The sequence below is a fragment of the Okeania sp. SIO2F4 genome, assembly GCF_010672385.1.
Taxonomy (GTDB): Bacteria; Cyanobacteriota; Cyanobacteriia; order Cyanobacteriales; family Microcoleaceae; genus Trichodesmium.
The window spans coordinates 1-18,975 of record NZ_JAAHGT010000070.1; the positions used below are offsets into that span (position 1 = coordinate 1).

General features: G+C 34.3%; 13 protein-coding genes. 3 read left to right on the forward strand and 10 right to left on the reverse strand.

The features are described 5' to 3' along the window. Positions 1–2: 2 nt before the first annotated feature. From proX to F6K22_RS07145, 9 genes are all read right to left on the reverse strand, one after another. Positions 3–1,652: a glycine betaine/L-proline ABC transporter substrate-binding protein ProX gene (proX, locus tag F6K22_RS07105; RefSeq protein WP_293095119.1), complete on the reverse strand. Its 1,650-nt coding sequence runs from the start codon at positions 1,650–1,652 to the stop codon at positions 3–5. Positions 1,653–1,923: 271 nt separating this feature from the next. Further along, on the reverse strand, positions 1,924–2,286 hold the full coding sequence (locus tag F6K22_RS07110; RefSeq protein ID WP_293095122.1) for a glycine betaine ABC transporter substrate-binding protein: 363 nt from the start codon (positions 2,284–2,286) through the stop codon (positions 1,924–1,926). Between the two features lie 834 nt (positions 2,287–3,120). After that, positions 3,121–4,314 carry a quaternary amine ABC transporter ATP-binding protein gene (locus tag F6K22_RS07115; protein ID WP_293095125.1) on the reverse strand — a complete coding sequence of 398 codons (1,194 nt, stop codon included), beginning with the start codon at positions 4,312–4,314 and terminating at the stop codon, positions 3,121–3,123. Positions 4,315–5,538: 1,224 nt separating this feature from the next. After that, entirely contained in the window at positions 5,539–7,092 is a 1,554-nt protein-coding gene (locus F6K22_RS07120) for a ribbon-helix-helix protein, CopG family (protein ID WP_293095128.1), read from the reverse strand. Positions 7,093–7,623: 531 nt separating this feature from the next. Further along, on the reverse strand, positions 7,624–7,929 hold the full coding sequence (locus tag F6K22_RS07125; RefSeq protein WP_293095131.1) for a CpeR family transcriptional regulator: 306 nt from the start codon (positions 7,927–7,929) through the stop codon (positions 7,624–7,626). Between the two features lie 398 nt (positions 7,930–8,327). Beyond that, positions 8,328–8,948: a chromophore lyase CpcT/CpeT gene (locus F6K22_RS07130; RefSeq protein ID WP_293095133.1), complete on the reverse strand. Its 621-nt coding sequence runs from the start codon at positions 8,946–8,948 to the stop codon at positions 8,328–8,330. A 363-nt stretch (positions 8,949–9,311) separates the two neighbouring features. Next, positions 9,312–9,872 carry a phycobiliprotein lyase gene (locus F6K22_RS07135; protein WP_293095136.1) on the reverse strand — a complete coding sequence of 187 codons (561 nt, stop codon included), beginning with the start codon at positions 9,870–9,872 and terminating at the stop codon, positions 9,312–9,314. Between the two features lie 330 nt (positions 9,873–10,202). After that, positions 10,203–10,964, reverse strand: coding sequence for a phycobilisome rod-core linker polypeptide (locus tag F6K22_RS07140; protein WP_293095139.1), 762 nt, complete (start codon positions 10,962–10,964; stop codon positions 10,203–10,205). A 267-nt stretch (positions 10,965–11,231) separates the two neighbouring features. After that, the gene (locus tag F6K22_RS07145; RefSeq protein WP_293095142.1) at positions 11,232–12,101 is read right to left on the reverse strand and encodes a phycobilisome linker polypeptide; all 870 of its coding nucleotides are present in this window, start codon (positions 12,099–12,101) and stop codon (positions 11,232–11,234) included. A 1,283-nt stretch (positions 12,102–13,384) separates the two neighbouring features. Here F6K22_RS07145 and F6K22_RS07150 point away from each other — a divergent pair. Next, positions 13,385–15,004: an MBL fold metallo-hydrolase gene (locus F6K22_RS07150; protein WP_293095145.1), complete on the forward strand. Its 1,620-nt coding sequence runs from the start codon at positions 13,385–13,387 to the stop codon at positions 15,002–15,004. 85 nt (positions 15,005–15,089) lie between these two features. Next, positions 15,090–15,356 carry a hypothetical protein gene (locus F6K22_RS07155; protein ID WP_293095148.1) on the forward strand — a complete coding sequence of 89 codons (267 nt, stop codon included), beginning with the start codon at positions 15,090–15,092 and terminating at the stop codon, positions 15,354–15,356. A gap of 45 nt (positions 15,357–15,401) precedes the next feature. Here F6K22_RS07155 and F6K22_RS07160 read toward each other — a convergent pair whose 3' ends face one another. Next, a complete protein-coding gene (locus tag F6K22_RS07160) occupies positions 15,402–15,716 on the reverse strand; it encodes a DUF6679 family protein (RefSeq protein WP_293095150.1) in 315 nt (104 codons plus the stop codon). A 1,695-nt stretch (positions 15,717–17,411) separates the two neighbouring features. On the opposite strand from F6K22_RS07160, the gene F6K22_RS07165 reads away from it, so the two are divergent. Next, on the forward strand, positions 17,412–18,975 hold a 1,564-nt coding region (locus F6K22_RS07165), incomplete at its 3' end, for a CapA family protein (RefSeq protein ID WP_293095153.1).

The following is an 18,975-nucleotide window of genomic DNA, read 5'->3' on the forward strand; positions in this document are numbered from 1 at the left end:
TCTTAAAACAGAAGCAAACCAATGAGGTTTCCAGGCAAAAATAGAATTGGTTTTCCTTGATTATAACGAGCTAAAGTATCTGCTAATAAAGAAGAATAATCTCCTTGAATTTGCTCAACAGTATCCTCAAGTCCGTAAACTTGCAAATGATGATTAATAACTCTTTCGCACATCCAACCAGCAGTACAACCAATTAAATTTGCCAGACCATCACCATCAGAGTCAAAAAGTTGAGCAATTTTTGGGTCTTGAAGTTGTGATAAATCAGTAATATTGTACTCTTCAGCCGTTTTTTTATCTATCTGATACCCCATAGTGGAATTAGAAATAAGAGTTCCTAACCGTTCTAATTTTTCTTCCCCACCATTATTGTCAAAAAATTCTTGGTGGGCAGCTTCCCAATGAGTTCCAGCAAAATCTAAATCTCCATTACTAACAGCAATGTGCATTGCTGGAACATTCAGTTGCTTTTGACCTTTCACCTCATAGCCTAATTTTTCCAGTCCAATATCCACAATTTCTGTTATAAATATCCCAGAGGTTTCAAGACCAGAAGTTGGACGGACTACTATTCCTTTGCCTGGCAATGGCTCTTCAGTTGACTTAATATTTGTTTGAGACATTAATTGCCAACCTGTCACACCAACTAGCAAAGCAACCATGATACTTATCCCTAAAGTTGCTTTATCGCGTTTCGACAACCCAAGAGACCGTAACCATCCTATCGGACCTCGCTCCTGCCAAGACTGAATACTACCTTGACTAACACCTTGAGTAATACGGTCAAGCATTACAGCAATTAATACAATACCTAACCCCCCTACCGCAGCTAATCCAACATTCAAACGTCCTAAACCTTGCAATACCATTTGTCCTAATCCCTCTACCCCAATCATTGAGGTAACAACTGACATTGATAAAGCTAATAAAATGGCTTGGTTTGTCCCAGCAAGTATAGTAGGTAAAGCCAAAGGAATTTGTACTTCCAATAAAACTTGTTGGCGAGTTGAACCAAAAGCAAGTGCAGCTTCTACCGCTTCTGGAGATACTTGTCTAATACCGAGGTTAGTCAAACGAATTAGAGGTGGAACTGCAAAAACAAAAGTCGCTATTATACCAGAAACTTCTCCAATTCCAAACAGCATTACTACAGGTACTAAATAAACGAACGTCGGTAGAGTCTGCATAGCATCTAAAAAAGGTCGCAATACTCTATTGAAGCGATCGCTAACCGCACAGATAATACCTAAAGGGATACCTACCAGCATACAGAATATTACGGCAGTTAGTATTAAAGATAGGGAAACCATTGCTGCTTCCCAAGCTCCACAAAAACCGATAATAATTAGAGCTATAAAACTATAGATAGCTATCTTTTTACCTGCTAATTGCCAGACTAGCAGAGCAATGATTATCAGAAAAATTAAAGGCGGAATTGCTAGAAAAGTCGATTTTACTATTTCTAGAGTTCCGCTAATTGGTAAGCTGATAGCTTGAAATATATGACGAAAGTTGTCAACCAGAAAATTAACTAAATTATTCACCCATTCGTCTAAGGGTAAAGTATAAGATTGAAAAGGATTGAATAAATTGTTTAATACTCCTTGAGTTTCAGCTATGAAGTAGTGAGATAAATAATTCAAAATAAACAAAATTTATTAGCTCCTCTAATGATTGGTTGTATCCAAATTTTTATTTGGTTGCCCCAAACTTGTAAGTACGTCAACTGCTTCTACCATACCTTAAAATTCTTTTTTTGTGGTTAACAACTCCTAGGAAAAACTCTTGATTGTCAGGGTCAAAATATTTTTTAGGCAACTATAAGTATCTAATATTGGTTTCATCATAGTTTTTATTCAATTGCTTCAACCTTGTAATTAATCATATAGCAATTCTATTTAAGTTGTAATATTTTGATTGTAGTTAGGAGCCAGGTAGGATAGTCTTCGGATTAGTGACGTAATTTTTAACTTTTTCATCTTGAAGATTAACATCCTCCATCGGAATCTCAATCTGTTCTAATAAACGTTTAGCAACTGGGTTAGCTTCCCAAAATTTCTTATTAGCTAATATCTTGATATTATCAATGGCAAAACCAAGATTTTTTCCATCCCATGAAGTCTCTTGTTCCGTGAAATTTTCCATAGTTCCTAATAAGGAAGTAAAAGGAATATTCAACCATTCTATCTCTTTTCTTTCTCTTAAAATAGAAGCAGACCAATGGGGTTTCCAAGCAAAAAATAGAATTGGTTTTCCTTGACGATAACGAGCTACAGTATCTGCCAATATTGACTATTTCCATATTATTTTGGCTTAATCCAAATTTATATTTGCTTACCCCAAACTTTTGACATCCTCCCCAGTCTAAAGGCATTATGTTTAAAAATAGCCGATCCAATTCATTTTAGATAGTTATTTCTATCATTTTTCCCTTTTTTTTAATTTCCCCCTTCTTTCTTTTTCCTTCTTTCTTGCTTCTAGCATTTGTAACAAATACTTATAAAGATTGGTAGTTGTTTCCTGATGGTGCTCCTTACTAAACTTAATTTTTCGGTGGTAGTGGATAGACACATCTAACAATGGTGCGTTACGAAGGATTCCTAAATCCCTTTCATACCCCATGTGCAACTTTTCTAAACTTACGGAATTTAAGTAGTTATGAAAATAACCTTTTCAGTCTTATGGCAATAAGCCGTTGTATTTTAGTAGAAAGTTGCACACCCCGTTTTCATAGTCTAAATTTTAGCCTTATAACGCACCCTACTAGACTGACACATATTAAATGGTGCAATAAATAAGTAGTAGGTTGGGTTGACGGAAGAAACCCAACAAAAATCTTTCTCCACTACTCCCCTACTCTACTAATGCACAGTTTTAGCTGTGTCAGTCCACTACTGTCGTGTCAAGCTGAAAATAGTGCAATAGATTTTTAATATCAAGCGTTGAAAAATCCGCATCTTACCATTTTTCTAAAGTAATATTTAAGGCTTGACACGACACTACTCGACTCACCCATTTTTGATTATGCTAGTCAATAGATTTTAAATTTCATTTATATAATCTGTTAATCTTGTACTTATGAAATTTTGAGACAATCAATGCGCGAATTTTTATATTAGTTTAATCAGAATTTTTATTAGTTTTCCCCATACTAGCAAGTACATCAACTGCTTCTACCATGCCTTGAAATTCTTTTTTGTGATTGACCACTGCTAGAGGAAATCCTTGTTTGTAAAGGTAAAAAATATCCTCTAGATGAGCAGAAGTATCAACTATCGGAAAGTCAGTTTCCATAGTCACCGTAGTATCTTCATCTTTCTGTTTGAGACTCTCTTCCAAATGTTGTTTTTTCACTAAACCAATAGGTTTATTGTACTCATCGACTACATACAAAACTTCGAGGTTATGGTTCAACATTTCCTCCAGAGCAGAGCTAACAGAATATTGACCAATTTTCAGAAAAGCTCTTTTACTAATAATCGACCCTGCCGTAATAACTTGAGCTAAATTTACTTCTTCAGTAAAAGCCTTAATATAATCATTTTTGGGATTAGTAACCAATTCTTCAGGAGTCCCCAATTGGACAATTGCCCCATCTTTCATCACCGCAATACGATCGCCCAATTTCAAACCTTCTTGCATATCATGACTAATAAACACTATAGTCTTATGCAATTCTTTCTGGAGTCGCAATAATTCATCCTGCATCTCTCCCCTGGTCAGTGGGTCAAGAGCACTAAAAGCTTCATCCATCAATAAAATATCTGCATCAGTAGCTAAAGCACGAGCTAAACCTACCCGTTGCTGCATTCCCCCACTCAAAGAAGTAGGTTTATAATCTGCCCATTTGTCTAAACCCACAACTTCTAATGTTTCTAAAGCTTTCTGACGACGATGACTTGCTTCAACCCCCCGCACCTTTAGTCCATACCCTACATTTTCTGCTACTGTTTTGTGAGGAAATAATCCAAAGCGCTGAAATACCATCGAAATTTTATTCAGTCGTATCTCTCGCATTCGTTTCTCATTAACATGAGCAACATCCTCGCCATCAATATAAATATGCCCACTCGTAGGATTAATTAGACGATTAATGCAGCGAACTAGGGTAGACTTTCCTGAACCAGATAACCCCATTACCACAAATAATTCCCCTTTACCAATCTCAAGAGATACATCAGCCAATCCCAAAACATTACCTGTAGACTGTAATATATCGTCCCTTGTTTTCCCCTCCCGAAACAACTTGAGAGCTGCAAGATGTTTTTTGCCGTAAATTTTAATTAGATTTTCTATAATTATTTTGGCAGTCATACCTTTACCTTATAAATTATAATTTACCGAAAAATTCAGGTTTCAAGCATCTCCTTAATTATTTAGAAAAAAAATTATTTTAGCCAATCCTCTTCTTAAAAATAAGATATACAGCCTATTCAATGTAAGTGTGCTACACCGATCATAGTAGATTTGCTAAACAAGAATAAAACCTTAATTTCAGACTTCAAAAACTATTTCAAAAGCTATTACTACTGCATTTCATAAACCACCGCATACGCTGTAATTATTAATTATTGAAAGTAGTTTTCAGCTTAGTAATATCATGTTTCTTTAAGATACCCACATCTAAACTTTTTAGGGAAAAGCTTTATTGGAAACAGGAAACAAAGGGAAATTTTGTAGATTCTCTCTAGAGAGAAAAGTACATTTTTATTATGACTAATTCATACAATTTGAAATAATGTTAACTTTTAATCCTCAACTCTTCCTTTTCCAGGAGAATATTTTTCATCAATTAATTAAATTTCAAATCCTCTATGCACCCAGTATAAATAATAACATTCTTTTTAATAAGAGTTATTTATTCATTTTTTAAACTCCTAAATATTCCCATTATCATCTATTATTAATTAGCAGTTAGTTAACCTTATTCAATTAATAACATTTTATTCTTAAGATAGGGTTTTTCAAGAAGCGTGAGGTACAGTTTTTTTCTTGTTTTCTATTCCCTGCTTTCCAAATTACTGCTCCCTATTCCCTAACATCAACCAATTTTGTACCTTAAAAGTATGGGAATTGCTATATTATTTTAATTCCCAATAAAAACACCCCAGTCTCCCTATCCTCATTTATACAAACTTTTCCCTGTTCCCTGTTGGCTTTTATTTATATCTATCGGTTTTCACTCATGTTGACTACAAAACTTCTGCCTTCTACCCTCAGCATAAGTTCCTTTAAGCCAAAATATCTGTATTCCATGTTAATGAAAACTACTATATAACAACTATTTAATTAGACATGATGTAACCAAAATTATTGAACCTAGGTAACAATTCAAAAGTGCGACTCAGTTTCTCTCCGCTATTAACATCTTATGGATGATAAAAAAATTGCTCTTGAAATTCATCAATTAGCGGAGAGATTTCGTCGCTTTCGGAACAATAATTAAATTCTGCTCCCTGCTTTATTCTAAATTTTCAAAACTGAAAATTCAACATTGCTCCATTTACTAAAAATCATCAATTTCCTTGAACTTTAACTTTATCTAGAAAAAGTCCGATATTGCCACTTGTTAAGAATATGATGTTCTGCAATCATTGCTGGAGTTTGTAACTCAGAAATTTGTTTTTGTGAAGCCTCTATTGTCTCAGATTGGTTATGATATTTTTGTTCTAATTGAGTCAGTTTATTTTGGTAATCTGCAATTATTTGTTTCTGAAATTCTGACTCTTTTTCTAAGGCGTCATAAGTTTCCTGTGGTATCATTGAAGCAACTATGGATTCCAGATTTTGCAACTTATTGAGTTGCTCTTGTAACTGATGCTGCAAAGCTTCATAATTTTCTTTGGACACCATTAAATCTGCTTGTGATTGGAAACTTTCCAACTCAGCTTTTTGCTCTTCTGAGTGTTTTTGTAAAGTTTCATAACTTTCTCTTGACACCATCGAAGCTACTTGCTCTTCTAGGTGTCGCAACTTATGTTGTTGTTCTTCTGACTGATGTTGCAAAGCATCATAACTTTCCCGCAACACCATGGAAGCTAATTGTACTTCTAGCTGCTGTAGTTGAGTTTGTTGCTGTTGTGACTGGTGCTGCAAAGAATCGTGAATTTCTTTGGACACCATCGAAGCTACTTGCTCTTCTAACAGTTCTAATTGTACTTTTTGCTCTTGAGACTCTTGCTGTAGAGTTTCGTGTACTTCCTGGGAAACCATCGAAGCTACTTGTGCTTCTAGTTCCTTGAGTTGAGTTTGTTGCTCTTGTGACTGGTGCTGCAAAGAATCGTGAATTTCTTTGGACACCATAGAAGCTACTTGCTCTTCTAACAGTTCTAATTGTACTTTTTGCTCTTGAGACTCTTGCTGCAGAGTTTCGTGTACTTCCTGGGAAACCATCGAAGCTACTTGTGCTTCTAGTTCCTTGAGTTGAGTTTGTTGCTTTTGTGATTGGTTTTGCAAAGAATCGTGAATTTCTTTGGACACCATCGAAGCTACTTGCTCTTCTAACAGTTCTAATTGTACTTTTTGCTCTTGAGACTCTTGCTGTAGAGTTTCGTGTACTTCCTGGGAAACCATCGAAGTTACTTGTGCTTCTAGTTGCTGTAGTTGAGCTAGTTTTTCCTGGGAATTTGCAATTACTTTTTTATCTTCCTCTAATTGTTTTTGTAAAGTTTCATAACTTTCTCTTGACACCATGGCAGCCATTTGGTTTTCCAAATGCTTTACCTGTGCCATCTGAGATTCCAACTCTTGCTGTAAAGTCTGATAACTTTCCGATAATTGAGCTTCTGCTTCTACAGACCCACTTAACGGTTCGGGAACTGTTACAACATCTACTTCACTGTCGGGTAATTCATTTTTGCTCAGACCATTATTGACAGTATCCGACTGATTATTCAAACTTGCTGTTATTTGTGCCGCCTCTCTCAAAACCGCAAGGTCTCCTCTGGCGATGCGCTCAACTAGCTCAGACCTTGATAAACCAAGTTCTTTTGCTATCTCCTTTAGCTTCTCAGCGCTAGTGGGAGTAAGAGACACGCCTACTTTAACCTTGCTTTCTGTATAAGAGGTGGCACTACCACGTTTTTTTGACATTGGCATTCTCCTTGGCCACCATACTTTTTCTAGTATACCCCTTAATGGTATTCCTTAATTAATTATAAGTATTCCGATATACTGCGTAGGATACTTATTTTGTCCTAATTCACCTACTACTAAGTAATTGTTCTTATTCCATACCCAAATCAAAGGCAGAAACTAATACCGTTTTACGGAGGCAAAAAGTCAAAAGTTAAAAGTTAAAAGTAAGATTTGATAGTCTCAAAACTTTGACTAAATATTAATTTCAAGAAATTATTTCATATTTCAACTTTGAAACTATTTCTGACATCTTTAAAGTGAATTGGTATCATAAAAAACTCCAGGAAGTTTATAGTAAAAGTCCTAGAGTTTTGGGTCAAAGCAATAGATATATAAAATACTAAAATTTTTGCTACATATTCCCTCACTTTTTCACAGTTTGGATTTTTTTTATAAAAAAAGTTTTTGTTTGTTATTGCAGTGTCGATATTTAAAAAGGGTTTTTGGTAACGAGATTTGGTATAAAATATACTACCTAAAACTCGATCAACCTCGTTCATCAAACCTAGTATAAAAACCACCGTATTTGACCCAGTATTGTTTTAAATCATGGTGAGGTGTATGGAGACTTGCTTTGGCTTGATAAAGAACTACTTTTCTATGATTACCAATCCAAATTTTATTAATAGGTTTAACAGATATCAAACTCCCGCCCAATGTTTGAACGCATTCTGTAAATCTATCAATAGTAGAATACTCTACAGTTTCAAATAAAAAAAAATTTCCCGAGCAAATTATATGGCGACTTCTAATCCAACCCTGCAATTTCTTTTCTGCTATTGGTGGCAACATTTTCTTTTAGCCCTCCCTCAAGACTATTTTATGGCTGCTACCTTTAATTTTTGAAGTACCTAGACAAAATTAACTATAACATTGTGAGTTGTTTAAAGATTACCCAAAGAGCTATTCATTAATTGATAATGAATAATTACCTCAAGGAAAACCGTAACAGAATTGAATATAAAGAAATATTCTAGTACCGCTACAGGGAAGTTAAAAGTTAAAAGTATTGGTTAAAAGCTTTTAGGATTTTGTAACTGGTGAGTTATTTCCGCCATCCTGCACTAGCATTTTTTTCCCCTATGAGGGTCGGCTTTTAACCAAGGTATTTAATTAATAATTATTAATTATTCGGTAAACAATCAAAACATCACTCAATAGTAAATATACAAATAATTTTGTCTAACTACTTAATTTGTATTTGGTAATTCATTAGCAAAACTTGTTTGTTTTTCAAACTTCAAATGTCCTGCTTCTGACCCCCATATCTGTTCATGTGTATTAATATCCATACCCTTATCTAAGCTAACCCATGTATTTTTAGTTAGCTCTACTTCACTAACTAGATAAGTCTGACATCCTCTTTTATGAATTAAACATTTATTTCCAGGTTCAACAGTCCCTAAAAATCTGTCTCCGTCTCGCTTAAAAACCATTGAACAGTTGTAACGACGTTCTATATTTTCTGGAGTAATAGTGCGTAAAATATCTAATTCTCTTGCTGCACCAGCATAGAGAATAGGGTCTTTAAGTTTGTAGTTTTCTATATAAATATAATCGCCTTTATCTATAAGTTGATGTACCCCTTGACGATATGGACTCCAGAGGTCATAGTCATAAACTTGCTCAGAATAAAAACCTATACCAGGAAAAAAATTATCTGCCAAAGGTCGGAAAAAAACATGAATATGAGCATAAAGAGTCGGATTTTCAAAGGCTTGTTTTTGGTTACTAAAGTCTCCTGCCATCCAACTAGCTAGAGTAATTAAATCATTCAAATTTGTCTTATCTTTTGTCTGGGAAATATTCATAGTCTTCCCTATTTCTTGTTCAATGGTTTTTGCTTTTTATTATCGAGTTTTTTCAGAAAAATAATTTATTTATTTATATAATTAGCCAGGCATAATTATATGTAAATATGTCCGCAGCAACTGAAAAGGAGTGTAATAAACTCATTTCAAAGGTTTAAGGTCAATAAAAATCGTTTTACATCGTTACACAAATTCACTTTAAAGATGTGGGAAATAGTTTTAAACTAAAGATGTGAAATAATTTCCTAAAATTACTGATAGCGTCAAAGTTTTGAGCCTATAAAATATTAATGCATGACTTTTGACTTTTGACTTTTGAGTTCCGTGAAACCGTATTAGGTTTATTCTAACCTACCAACTTACTTATTTTGATGATTCTACCAATTCTTTTTCCTCAGTTGACAAAGAACGAATTTCTGATGAAAAAGAGGCAGTTAATACACCATTACCATCACTCGTTTTTATCAACGATACTCTAAACCTGAGATTGGGAGTACCAAACCAAATTTTTTCTTCTGCAGCAGCACGGTCATATTCTGTATGTAGAATAAAAGTGCCATCTTCAGTAATGTAATATTCCCCCGCAGCAGGAATAGTTTCTGCATACCCTTGGGAACGTAATAATTTTCCTTTTTTGAGATTATCTTGATCGGGTATTGGTACTAAGACACAACTACCTTCTAGAATTTCATTTTCATCCCAATCTGATTCTCCTTGCCAACTCATCTGAAAAGGAGAAATAGCTTGAGCAATATCTACTCCACTAGACTTACATAATTCTATTACTTCTGGAGCATTTGTTGGTAAAGAAACAATATCTATTGTCGAGCGAACTTCTTCAAAATGACTAAATGCTAAATTATGGCCACTACGTTGCGATCGCCAACGTCCGATAGAACGTTCGACAAATTCTACGACATCCATTATTGCTATTTTTAAAATGATATTTATTGAGAAATCTACTATATTTTAGATTTATCTCAAATCCGATTTTAAACTTACTCGAAATAGAAACCCGGTTTCTTGGGGGTAAAACTATATCCCGCCATCTTTTCAGGAGAAACCGGTTTTTTTTCAACAGGACTTACTAATAGATAATTGATAATTAATCCCCAAAGGTTTAAAGCGAATCCAGTTAAGGAGAAAAAGAAATAAGATTTCCCTATATTCAATTTCGTTACGGTTTTAACCTTCTTGTAATTATCCATTATTCATTATCCATTATCAATTAATGAAAGGTTCCTTACTGTTTATTTAAACAACCTCAGTAATTTTCAGGATCTTCCCACCTGTTTTTTGAATGCTGTTAATTTTTGAAGTTAGCTGCTCATAAGATACTGTATATGTAGTTGCACTTCGCTTAACAACAGGACCAATACCAGTTTTAGTAACTGATATTTCAAAACGTTTAATTATGTTGCTATAAGGTCCACTTACAGTAGCAGGTTCTGTAATTTTCGTACCCATATTAGCAGCTAAATCTAAAGTCAATCGGGAAGGCTTATTTCTGTCACTTGTAGCATATCCTCGTTCCAGAGCAAATGTCCGATTAAACGTTACATTTTTCATACCAACTACAGTGCTAGTACCTTGTGGGTATGGAACAATATTTTCTCCAAAGTTTTGAATATACTCCTCACTGTTTGTGTAAGAATCAATTTCTGCTTCGTATCCTTGTTCGTTATATATACGAATGTGTTCAGAAATTTCTGCCTGGTCTTGGGGAGCACGACCTAATATATGCTTAAAGTTTAGTTCTATGAATCCATAAGGAGAAGATGATTCAAAAAACAAGGAGAAATATAGGTCGGATTTAGCAACCATACCAACAAATTGACGAACAGAAATTTCTCCATTTCTGAGTAATGATTCGGCGCTAGTTAGACGCTGGCTTTCCATTACATGGATATTTCCCAATACTTGCTTGTAAACAGCTCTAATTACAGTTTGTAATTCATCTTCACTCGCATTAGGACGTAATTCTATTTTGTCTATTTTGTCTACCCAAAGTGACATTTTTAACTCCTTTATTTCAAAGATATTGATTTTTTTCTATACTATCCTTGCAGTGTTCATAGCTCATAGCTAATCGTTCATCATACATAAACAGAATAACTATCAACCATGAACTACTGCAAATTTTTTAAAAAATTTTACCCTTTTTTATCCTAAATATTACTAAATTACAACAACTTCATTATTTAATTAAACTTTGAGTTATTTATAAATTTAGCAACTAACAAATTCAGGAAAAATGAGTAAATAATTGTCTGATTTTAACTCCTAGCTGATAGGAGTAATACTAGAAATTACACCACCTTGTTGATGAATCCTTTGGTACTCTTTAGAAAGTTGATCGAAAGGCACCAAAAATACTTGATTGCTACGGCGGAATTTGGAAACACGATTTACTACCTTTGAGCGATAGCTTGTTACTTCAACGCGGTAAACTTTACCACTAGAACTAGCTCCTACTCCATGTCTACTTCTACTACCCAAAGGTGTATCTTGGAATGACCAACCATCGGAAGCACCAGAAGGAGGAACTACTGCTAAAGGTGTTTCTTGAATCACATATTTATTCAAAGCAGGGCTTTTTCCAGCTAAACTTCCTTTGAAGTCGCTACTGGAAGCTCCACGCAATAGTTGGAACATATGAGTAAAACCAACCATTTTTTTGCCAGTTTGGGTCTTGTATCCTCGATAATAAGGAACAATATTTTCCCCATAAGCACTACTATATTCGTCACTATCAATGTACGAATCAATATCAGCTTCAAAACTTCCTTCATCCAGGATCTTACTGTGAAGCTTCATTTCATCGTAGCCATCGGGAGCGCGACCTAAAAAGTGCTTAAAATTTAATTCAACTGCACGATAGCGGGGGCAACTTTCAAAGAACCGAGAACGATACAAGTCAGAGCGTCCAACTTGACGTACAAATTCACGGACAGTAATTTCGCCTTCTTTGAGTTTGGACTCTGGTACACTGAGTCTTTCACTTTCCATGACGTAAGCATTGCCCAGAACTTGCCTATAGACAGCTCGAATCACAGTTTCTACTTCTTCTGATGAGCGTCCGGGCAACAGTTCCACAGGTTCTGTATCTTCAAAAAGGCCAACCCCTAACTGAGATGCAGGTCCAAAAACCATTTGAACTATCTCCTAGGTGAAAATAAGGTTTGCTGAAAAAAATGTATTTTTTAGTTACAAAACTGAAAAACTTGGACTCATTGCTAAAATCTATTCCTGAAGCAGGACTTGGATTGTATAAACTTATGAGCCTATTTTTTTAAGTTTTATACTTTTTTGGAATATACACTGCTACCAGGCTCTTAATTATAAAGAATTATAAAGTTTTGTAAGCGTATAGAAATATACACTGGATCTTTTCTCATCAAAGATTGTAAGCTAGCAATTAAGCTAAAAAATTATTCTTGCAGTTAAATATTTAGCAATTTTCAGTAAAAACTAGGCAAATATATATGTTTTAAATCACCAATTTTTCACAATTTAATGTTTAAAAGACTGTAAGCATTCAGCCGTCAGCTATCAGCTATCAGCTATTAGCTATGAGTTATTAACCGATTATCACACACTCAGGAGGAATTAGTCTTCAAGGAAAATTAAAACTTATGAATAAATTGGTCACATGAACCCTAACCGAAGTCAAGTTATTACATTTAAAAGCTGAAAGCTGAATGCTAATATCTGAATCCTTACAAAATACTTTTCATTAATTGATAATTGATAATGGATAATTGATAATTACCTCGGGTTTTAACCGAGAGGATTGAATATTGGGAAATTCAAGAGCACTTTTTTTCCCCTTAAAAGGGGAGGCTTTAAACCATAATTAATTAATTATTAATAATTAATTAATTATTCGTAAAAAAAACAGGTAATACTAATTTCAAAAAAGAATGTTATAAATAATTTGAGTGATTGAAAGACTTTACATGAGATGTCTCTTTGACTGAAAATCAAGCATTACTCATTTCTCTGCCCCTACTAAGTCCTAGCAAAAGCCTAACTATTTGTAGCAAATATTTCTTAAATTAGTATAATAATAGAAATAGAAAATTTTTAGAATTATCCAGTAAAATTTGTTATGATTAGCTAGCTTATAAGATTATTCAAAATAATATCCTAATATATCTTAATTTTCTTGATTTTCACTTAAATAAACAAGCAAATAACAGATAACTGAAATTCTTTAATATTTTCAAAATAAATTTTGTGTATTTATTTTCCACCTAAAAATATGTATTACTGAATTTGCTATTCAAGGCATTAAGAATCAATTTAGTTAAAAATTTAGTTAATTTCAGCTTGTATTTATGCGGTCTTCTCTGAATAATTATTAAGCTTAAGATGAGCAAACTTTCAAATTCATTAATAGTCAAAATTTTCCTGAACGCAAGCAGTTTAACCTTGTGATAGATTTACAATGTTTAGCTTATAGTGTAGGTCACGCAGATGATGGAATATGTCTGCTAGTTCGTATTGGAGTACACCAGATTTTATTAGATTGTGGTATTACCGATATTTCATTATTAACCAATGAAAAAAACCAACAACTTCCTGCAGATATTGTCCTATGTACTCACGCACATTCAGATCATGCTCAAGGACTATTAGCACTCCATCAAGCTTTTCCACAGTTGCCAATATATGCTAGTGAGGCAACAACTAAACTTCTACCTCTAAATTGGCCAGAACTTGCTATTTCTGAAGTCCCTGATTTTTGTCAACCTTTACCTTGGCACTCACCAGTAGAACTTCGTAGTGGTCTAACTGTAGAGCTTTTTCCGGCTGGTCATTTACCAGGAGCAACAGCTTTTCTCCTCACCTATACTGGAGACAATCGAACATATAAACTTTTATATACAGGGGATTTCTTTTTATCCAACAGTCGTTTGGTTGAAGGTCTACCTTTAACAGATTTACGAGGACTCAAGCCAGATGTATTAATAGTTGAAGGTAGTTATGGTACAGCCCGTTATCCACATCGGCGACAATTAGAAAATAACCTAGCAGAAAAGATATATAAAGCTATTACTTCTGGAACTTCAGTTATCTTACCTGCTCCCCCTTTAGGATTAGGACAAGAATTGTTGATGCTTCTACGCAGTCATCACTATTTCACAGGCCGCGACCTGGATATTTGGGTAGAGGAAAAGGTAGCCAGAGGTTGTGACCTTTATTTAGAACTATTGTCCCAATTTCCCACAACTGTACAAAATTTTGCTCAACATCAACCTCTATTTTGGGACGAAAAAGTAAAACCCCGTGTTCTGAGGCGATCGCCAGAAAAATTTCCTTCCACAGAAAAGCCTTATATTCTGATTGCAGATAAGGATACTGATTTGAACCAATACATTATTCATCAAGATAATTCTTTCATTATCTTACTACCTGAAAGACCAGGAAAAATATCACAGGAGTTGAATTTTAATCATACCGAAACATATCTACTAACCGATCATTGCGATGGACTTGGTACAACACAGTTAATTCACAACTTACGTCCTCAACATATAATTTGTGTTCATGGCTCTCCTAATTATTTAGCTGACCTTACTAACCTTGAAGAGTTACGCAACCGTTATCAAATACACTCTCCAGGCAATGGTACATTAGTAGAGTTACCAATAGGTGAGAAGTTTATAGTACCTACATTACCAGAAACTAATTACGAAGGGGAATTAAATGAATTAGAAACAGAGGTAATAATTTCTTTACCTCAAAGTATTACAAATGATAATCGTTGGCCAATTTTTGCTGATACTGGTCTTGTAGAGGTTCGTTGGCAAGGAGAAGAGCTGGTTGTTAGAGGAATATCCCAACGAGAACTTCTTAGTCAAGCCACCGATCGCTTTATCTCTCCGGAGTTAGATTGTTGTGGTAATTGTTTACATTACCGAGGACAACGTTGTTCCAATCCTGTTTCAGCTCTATATGGCTTTAGGGTAACATCTGATGGATACTGTCCCATGTTTGAGTCAGTTCATTTTCCTTTTACTTCTAATGGAGACACCAATAAAAATGATTAATTAATCAACATCAGTATTAGGGGAAAAAGCTTATGATGATCAGGAGCGAGTGATTGAGCCTTTAACTAAGAGAGGAATAGAGGTAGTGATTCCCCCGAAAAAAAACCGAAAAGAACTCCGCAACTACGATGAGATATTGTACAAAGCACGGCATCTGATAGAAAATTTATTTGCCAAACTCAAACAGTATCGAGCGTTGGTGGAGCCTAGCGGCAGCTATATCGCTACTAGATACGATAAAAGTTCGGTTAACTTCCTGGGAGGAATTCCTAAAGGCAGCTTCACTCATTTTATTCGCATAGCGATCGCCATCTCCCTCCAGCACACAATACTCATTTTGTCAATTTTTTAAATTTATTACACGCCCTAGTTATTAATCATCTATCTTAATCTGTAATTATTCTTGTTGATTTGATTCTGGATAGTGGTTGCGAATCTGTTCAGCTTCTGGACAATCTTCAGATACTAGAGGATCAATATTTCCCCTGGGCACGGACGCTAACTTTTGGGTAATAGCCCCTATACTTTCTAAACGGACTATTTCTTCCCAAGAACAGATTTCATCTTCTTCATCTGTTTCGTAGCGTATCGTTACTAAATCTCCCTCTATATCCAATATTTTGGCTTGTTCTATCCAACGCTGCTGATCTCGCAAGAAGATACAGACCTCACGACCATCACAACAAAGTTGATATATCTTGCGTTGTAGCATTGGCTTTTTATACTCCCAATCAATAACTTGGTCAAATGCAAATGTATTTATGAAAAACTACTTACCGGGAAGCTTGACAAATAAATTTTTTTTCTCTACTGTCATTGATGTTGACGATCATCTTTAGTGTATCAACCCTAGAATTACTAGCAATATATCGATTATATCACAAGCTCGGTATTGATTTGCATTCATCACCATCTCACATAAAATATTTTTAGAGTAATATTTTTGCCAAGGTTCTGTTAACTGTTCAACTTGCAATCTCAAAGGATTGTTCCAGTAATCTTTATCCCATTGTGAGGCTAAATTAGTAGCACTTATAATATACTATAGCGCAGATTCGAGATTTTCGGCTAACTTATAACTTATTACTTGAAAATAATGTTACCTTAGACCACCTCCCATGGGATTTTAGGAATCAGAATGAAATAAAGTCCAGATTTTTTTTTGGGGAAAGAACTTAGATAATCTGGGGTTTAGGCAATTTAACTCGTGTAGATTATAAAATCCTCATTCCTTACTTAACTTTACTATATAACTTTAGTTAATTATAATAACACTACATTAATTATGTGAGTTCTTTGGTTTTGTCAAAGCTTTCTGCGGATTGATTGAACTAACTCTGTATAATTATTTTTTCTAGACTCTATATTATGTATAGAGGAATTAATAGTGACTTCCTTTATTTAGATTTATGTTGATGGTCATCCTTGTCCATCGAATCACTAAGTGCTTATTTATTCATATTTGGTTAAACTTGCATTCAGGGACTACCAAAAAACTTAATATTTCATGTGTTTTCATACTCAAATCATCAACACCATAATTTCTCACCTTAGGCTATAAATATATTCACATTTTTTGTTAATCATAACAATCTAGTTAATATATTTTGGATTTGCAAATTTAACAGAAACATGATTTTTTTACTTCTATACTAAAAATAATTTTGATTATCTAAGTTAGTTAATGTTAAATATCTGTTATTTTTCTATCCTGAAAAACACTAATAGATAACTATAGCAAAGGCAATTATTATAGATAGGAAATTCAGGCATAAATAGTTACACTCACATAGGTACAAAAATGTTAATATATTTGCGGCTTACTATGACGTGACGTATTTAATTATGCCATTGAGATCAAAATAATTTCTGGCAGAAGGAGTTAGGAGACAGCCATTCTGAAGACACAATCAATGTTTGTTGGGAATTAAACCCCAGCCAATTGTAGACACCGCAGGTTAAGTTGGGCAATTAAACCCTATAAAGCTTTCACTTAGGAATCAGGTCTAAATTCCCAAAATCACTTCTGAATCCTGACTTATAGACGTTCTCCCAGGGTCTATATCAGAATAACCTTGTTAAACTTAGTAAACTTTATTTAGTCAGTTATGAGTCTGTTATAGTCTAATACAAAATAAATAATATCAATTCATATTTTATGACTCCTAAAACCCCAATACTTTAACCCCAATACTTTGTAGTAATATTTTTTGAAACTGGTATTACATGACGATCATCCCAAATAATTTCCAATCATCCGATTCGATCAAAAAAACCTTTTTTGACATTTTATTGTCTGTGAAATCAGGATTAAATCAAGCTAATAAATTAAATATAAATGCTATATAATTGTGGATTAATCCAATTCATTAATCTAGTGTTTGAGATATTTTAGAATATAAAAAATATGAATTACACACCAACTTTGCCTAGAACATCTCTTTTTGAATTAGCACGTTCTGGTGACTTTCAGGCTATTAGTTACTGGATTAATAAACAACTAAAACCCCAAGGAATTTCGGCTCGTATAGCCAAAGAAACTACTGGATATCTACAAGTTTTAGTAGAGTTTCATCGTGAACCTCCCGTAGATAGATTAATTAAGTTTATCTGTCATCAACTTGGTCAACTTAACTCTCCCGTACTAGAAAGAGTAAATATTGTGGGGCGTTTGAGTGGTTCATCCAACATACTCTGGAAACACTCTGTAAGAATTAATTCTCCTGCAAAAAGAAACTTAAATAACCAATCTAATTTTGCAAACAAAACTGATAACCTGAAATTTCAAACATTTCGCTCTTTAATGTTAATAGGTTCAGCACTAGCAGCTTTTATTTTAGGTTGTTGGGTAAGTTATTATGCAGTTATAGTAAAAAATTCAATTTCAGATAAGTGGGTAGAAACTGCTACTGAAAAAGTACAAGTAATTAATCATAAAAAGATAGCTAACCCAAATGATCCTACTGTCACTTTGATGTTTGCCGGAGATGTTAATTTATCTAATCCAGTTTCTAATTCAATTCAGGGAAATTATAAATATCCTTTTGCCAAAATGGATGAGTATAGAAAAGCAGATTTGGCAATAGTTAATTTAGAAAATCCTTTAAGTCGTTCGACTCTCAAGAATACAACTCAGCAAAAAAAATTAACAGTAGATCCCAACTATGTTAAGGTATTAACTTCAGGAGGAGTCGATCTGGTAAATTTAGCTAATGACCATACTATCGGTTATCCAGAAAAAAGCCTAGTAGAAACGATAGAAACTCTAGAGGATACAGGTATTCATTCTTTAGGGGCTGGCAGAACAAAAGAAGAAGCTAGAAGGCCCAAAGTTATGGAAATTAAAGGCCAAAAAATTGCATACCTAAATTATTATGATACAGATATCCCATCAACCACTCGATCAGTAAACGTTAATACTAGCAACAAGGATAGAATATCTTCAGATATTCAAATTTTGAGAAATCAGGTAGACTGGATAATTGTTAATTATCACTGGGGAGTTGAATTATCAGAATATCCTGGGGACTGGCAGATGGATACAGCTAGAATGACAATTGATCAAGGTGCTGATTTAGTAGTGGGACATCATCCAAAAGTATTGCAGGGGGCAGAAATTTATCAAGGGCGACCTATTATCTATTCTTTGGGTAATTTTATTTTTGGAGATACTTCTAACAAAGAGAGTGATTATGAGACAGCAGTCTTGAAAGTCTCCTTAAAAAAAGGCAAAATGAAGATAGAGTTTTTGCCAGTAGTAGTTAGCAAATACCAGCCCCAGATTGTCAAAGGTGAAAAAGGAAAAGAAATTCTCAAACATATTGCAGAAATTTCTAGTGTTTTTCATCAACCAATGAGAACCCCTGTAGCAATAGATCCAATAAATAAAGATTTCAATTTTGTTGGTATTGACTCTGTTTCTGGGGAGCAAAACTCTAACAATTTATCAACTAGATTCGGAAGAGGCACAC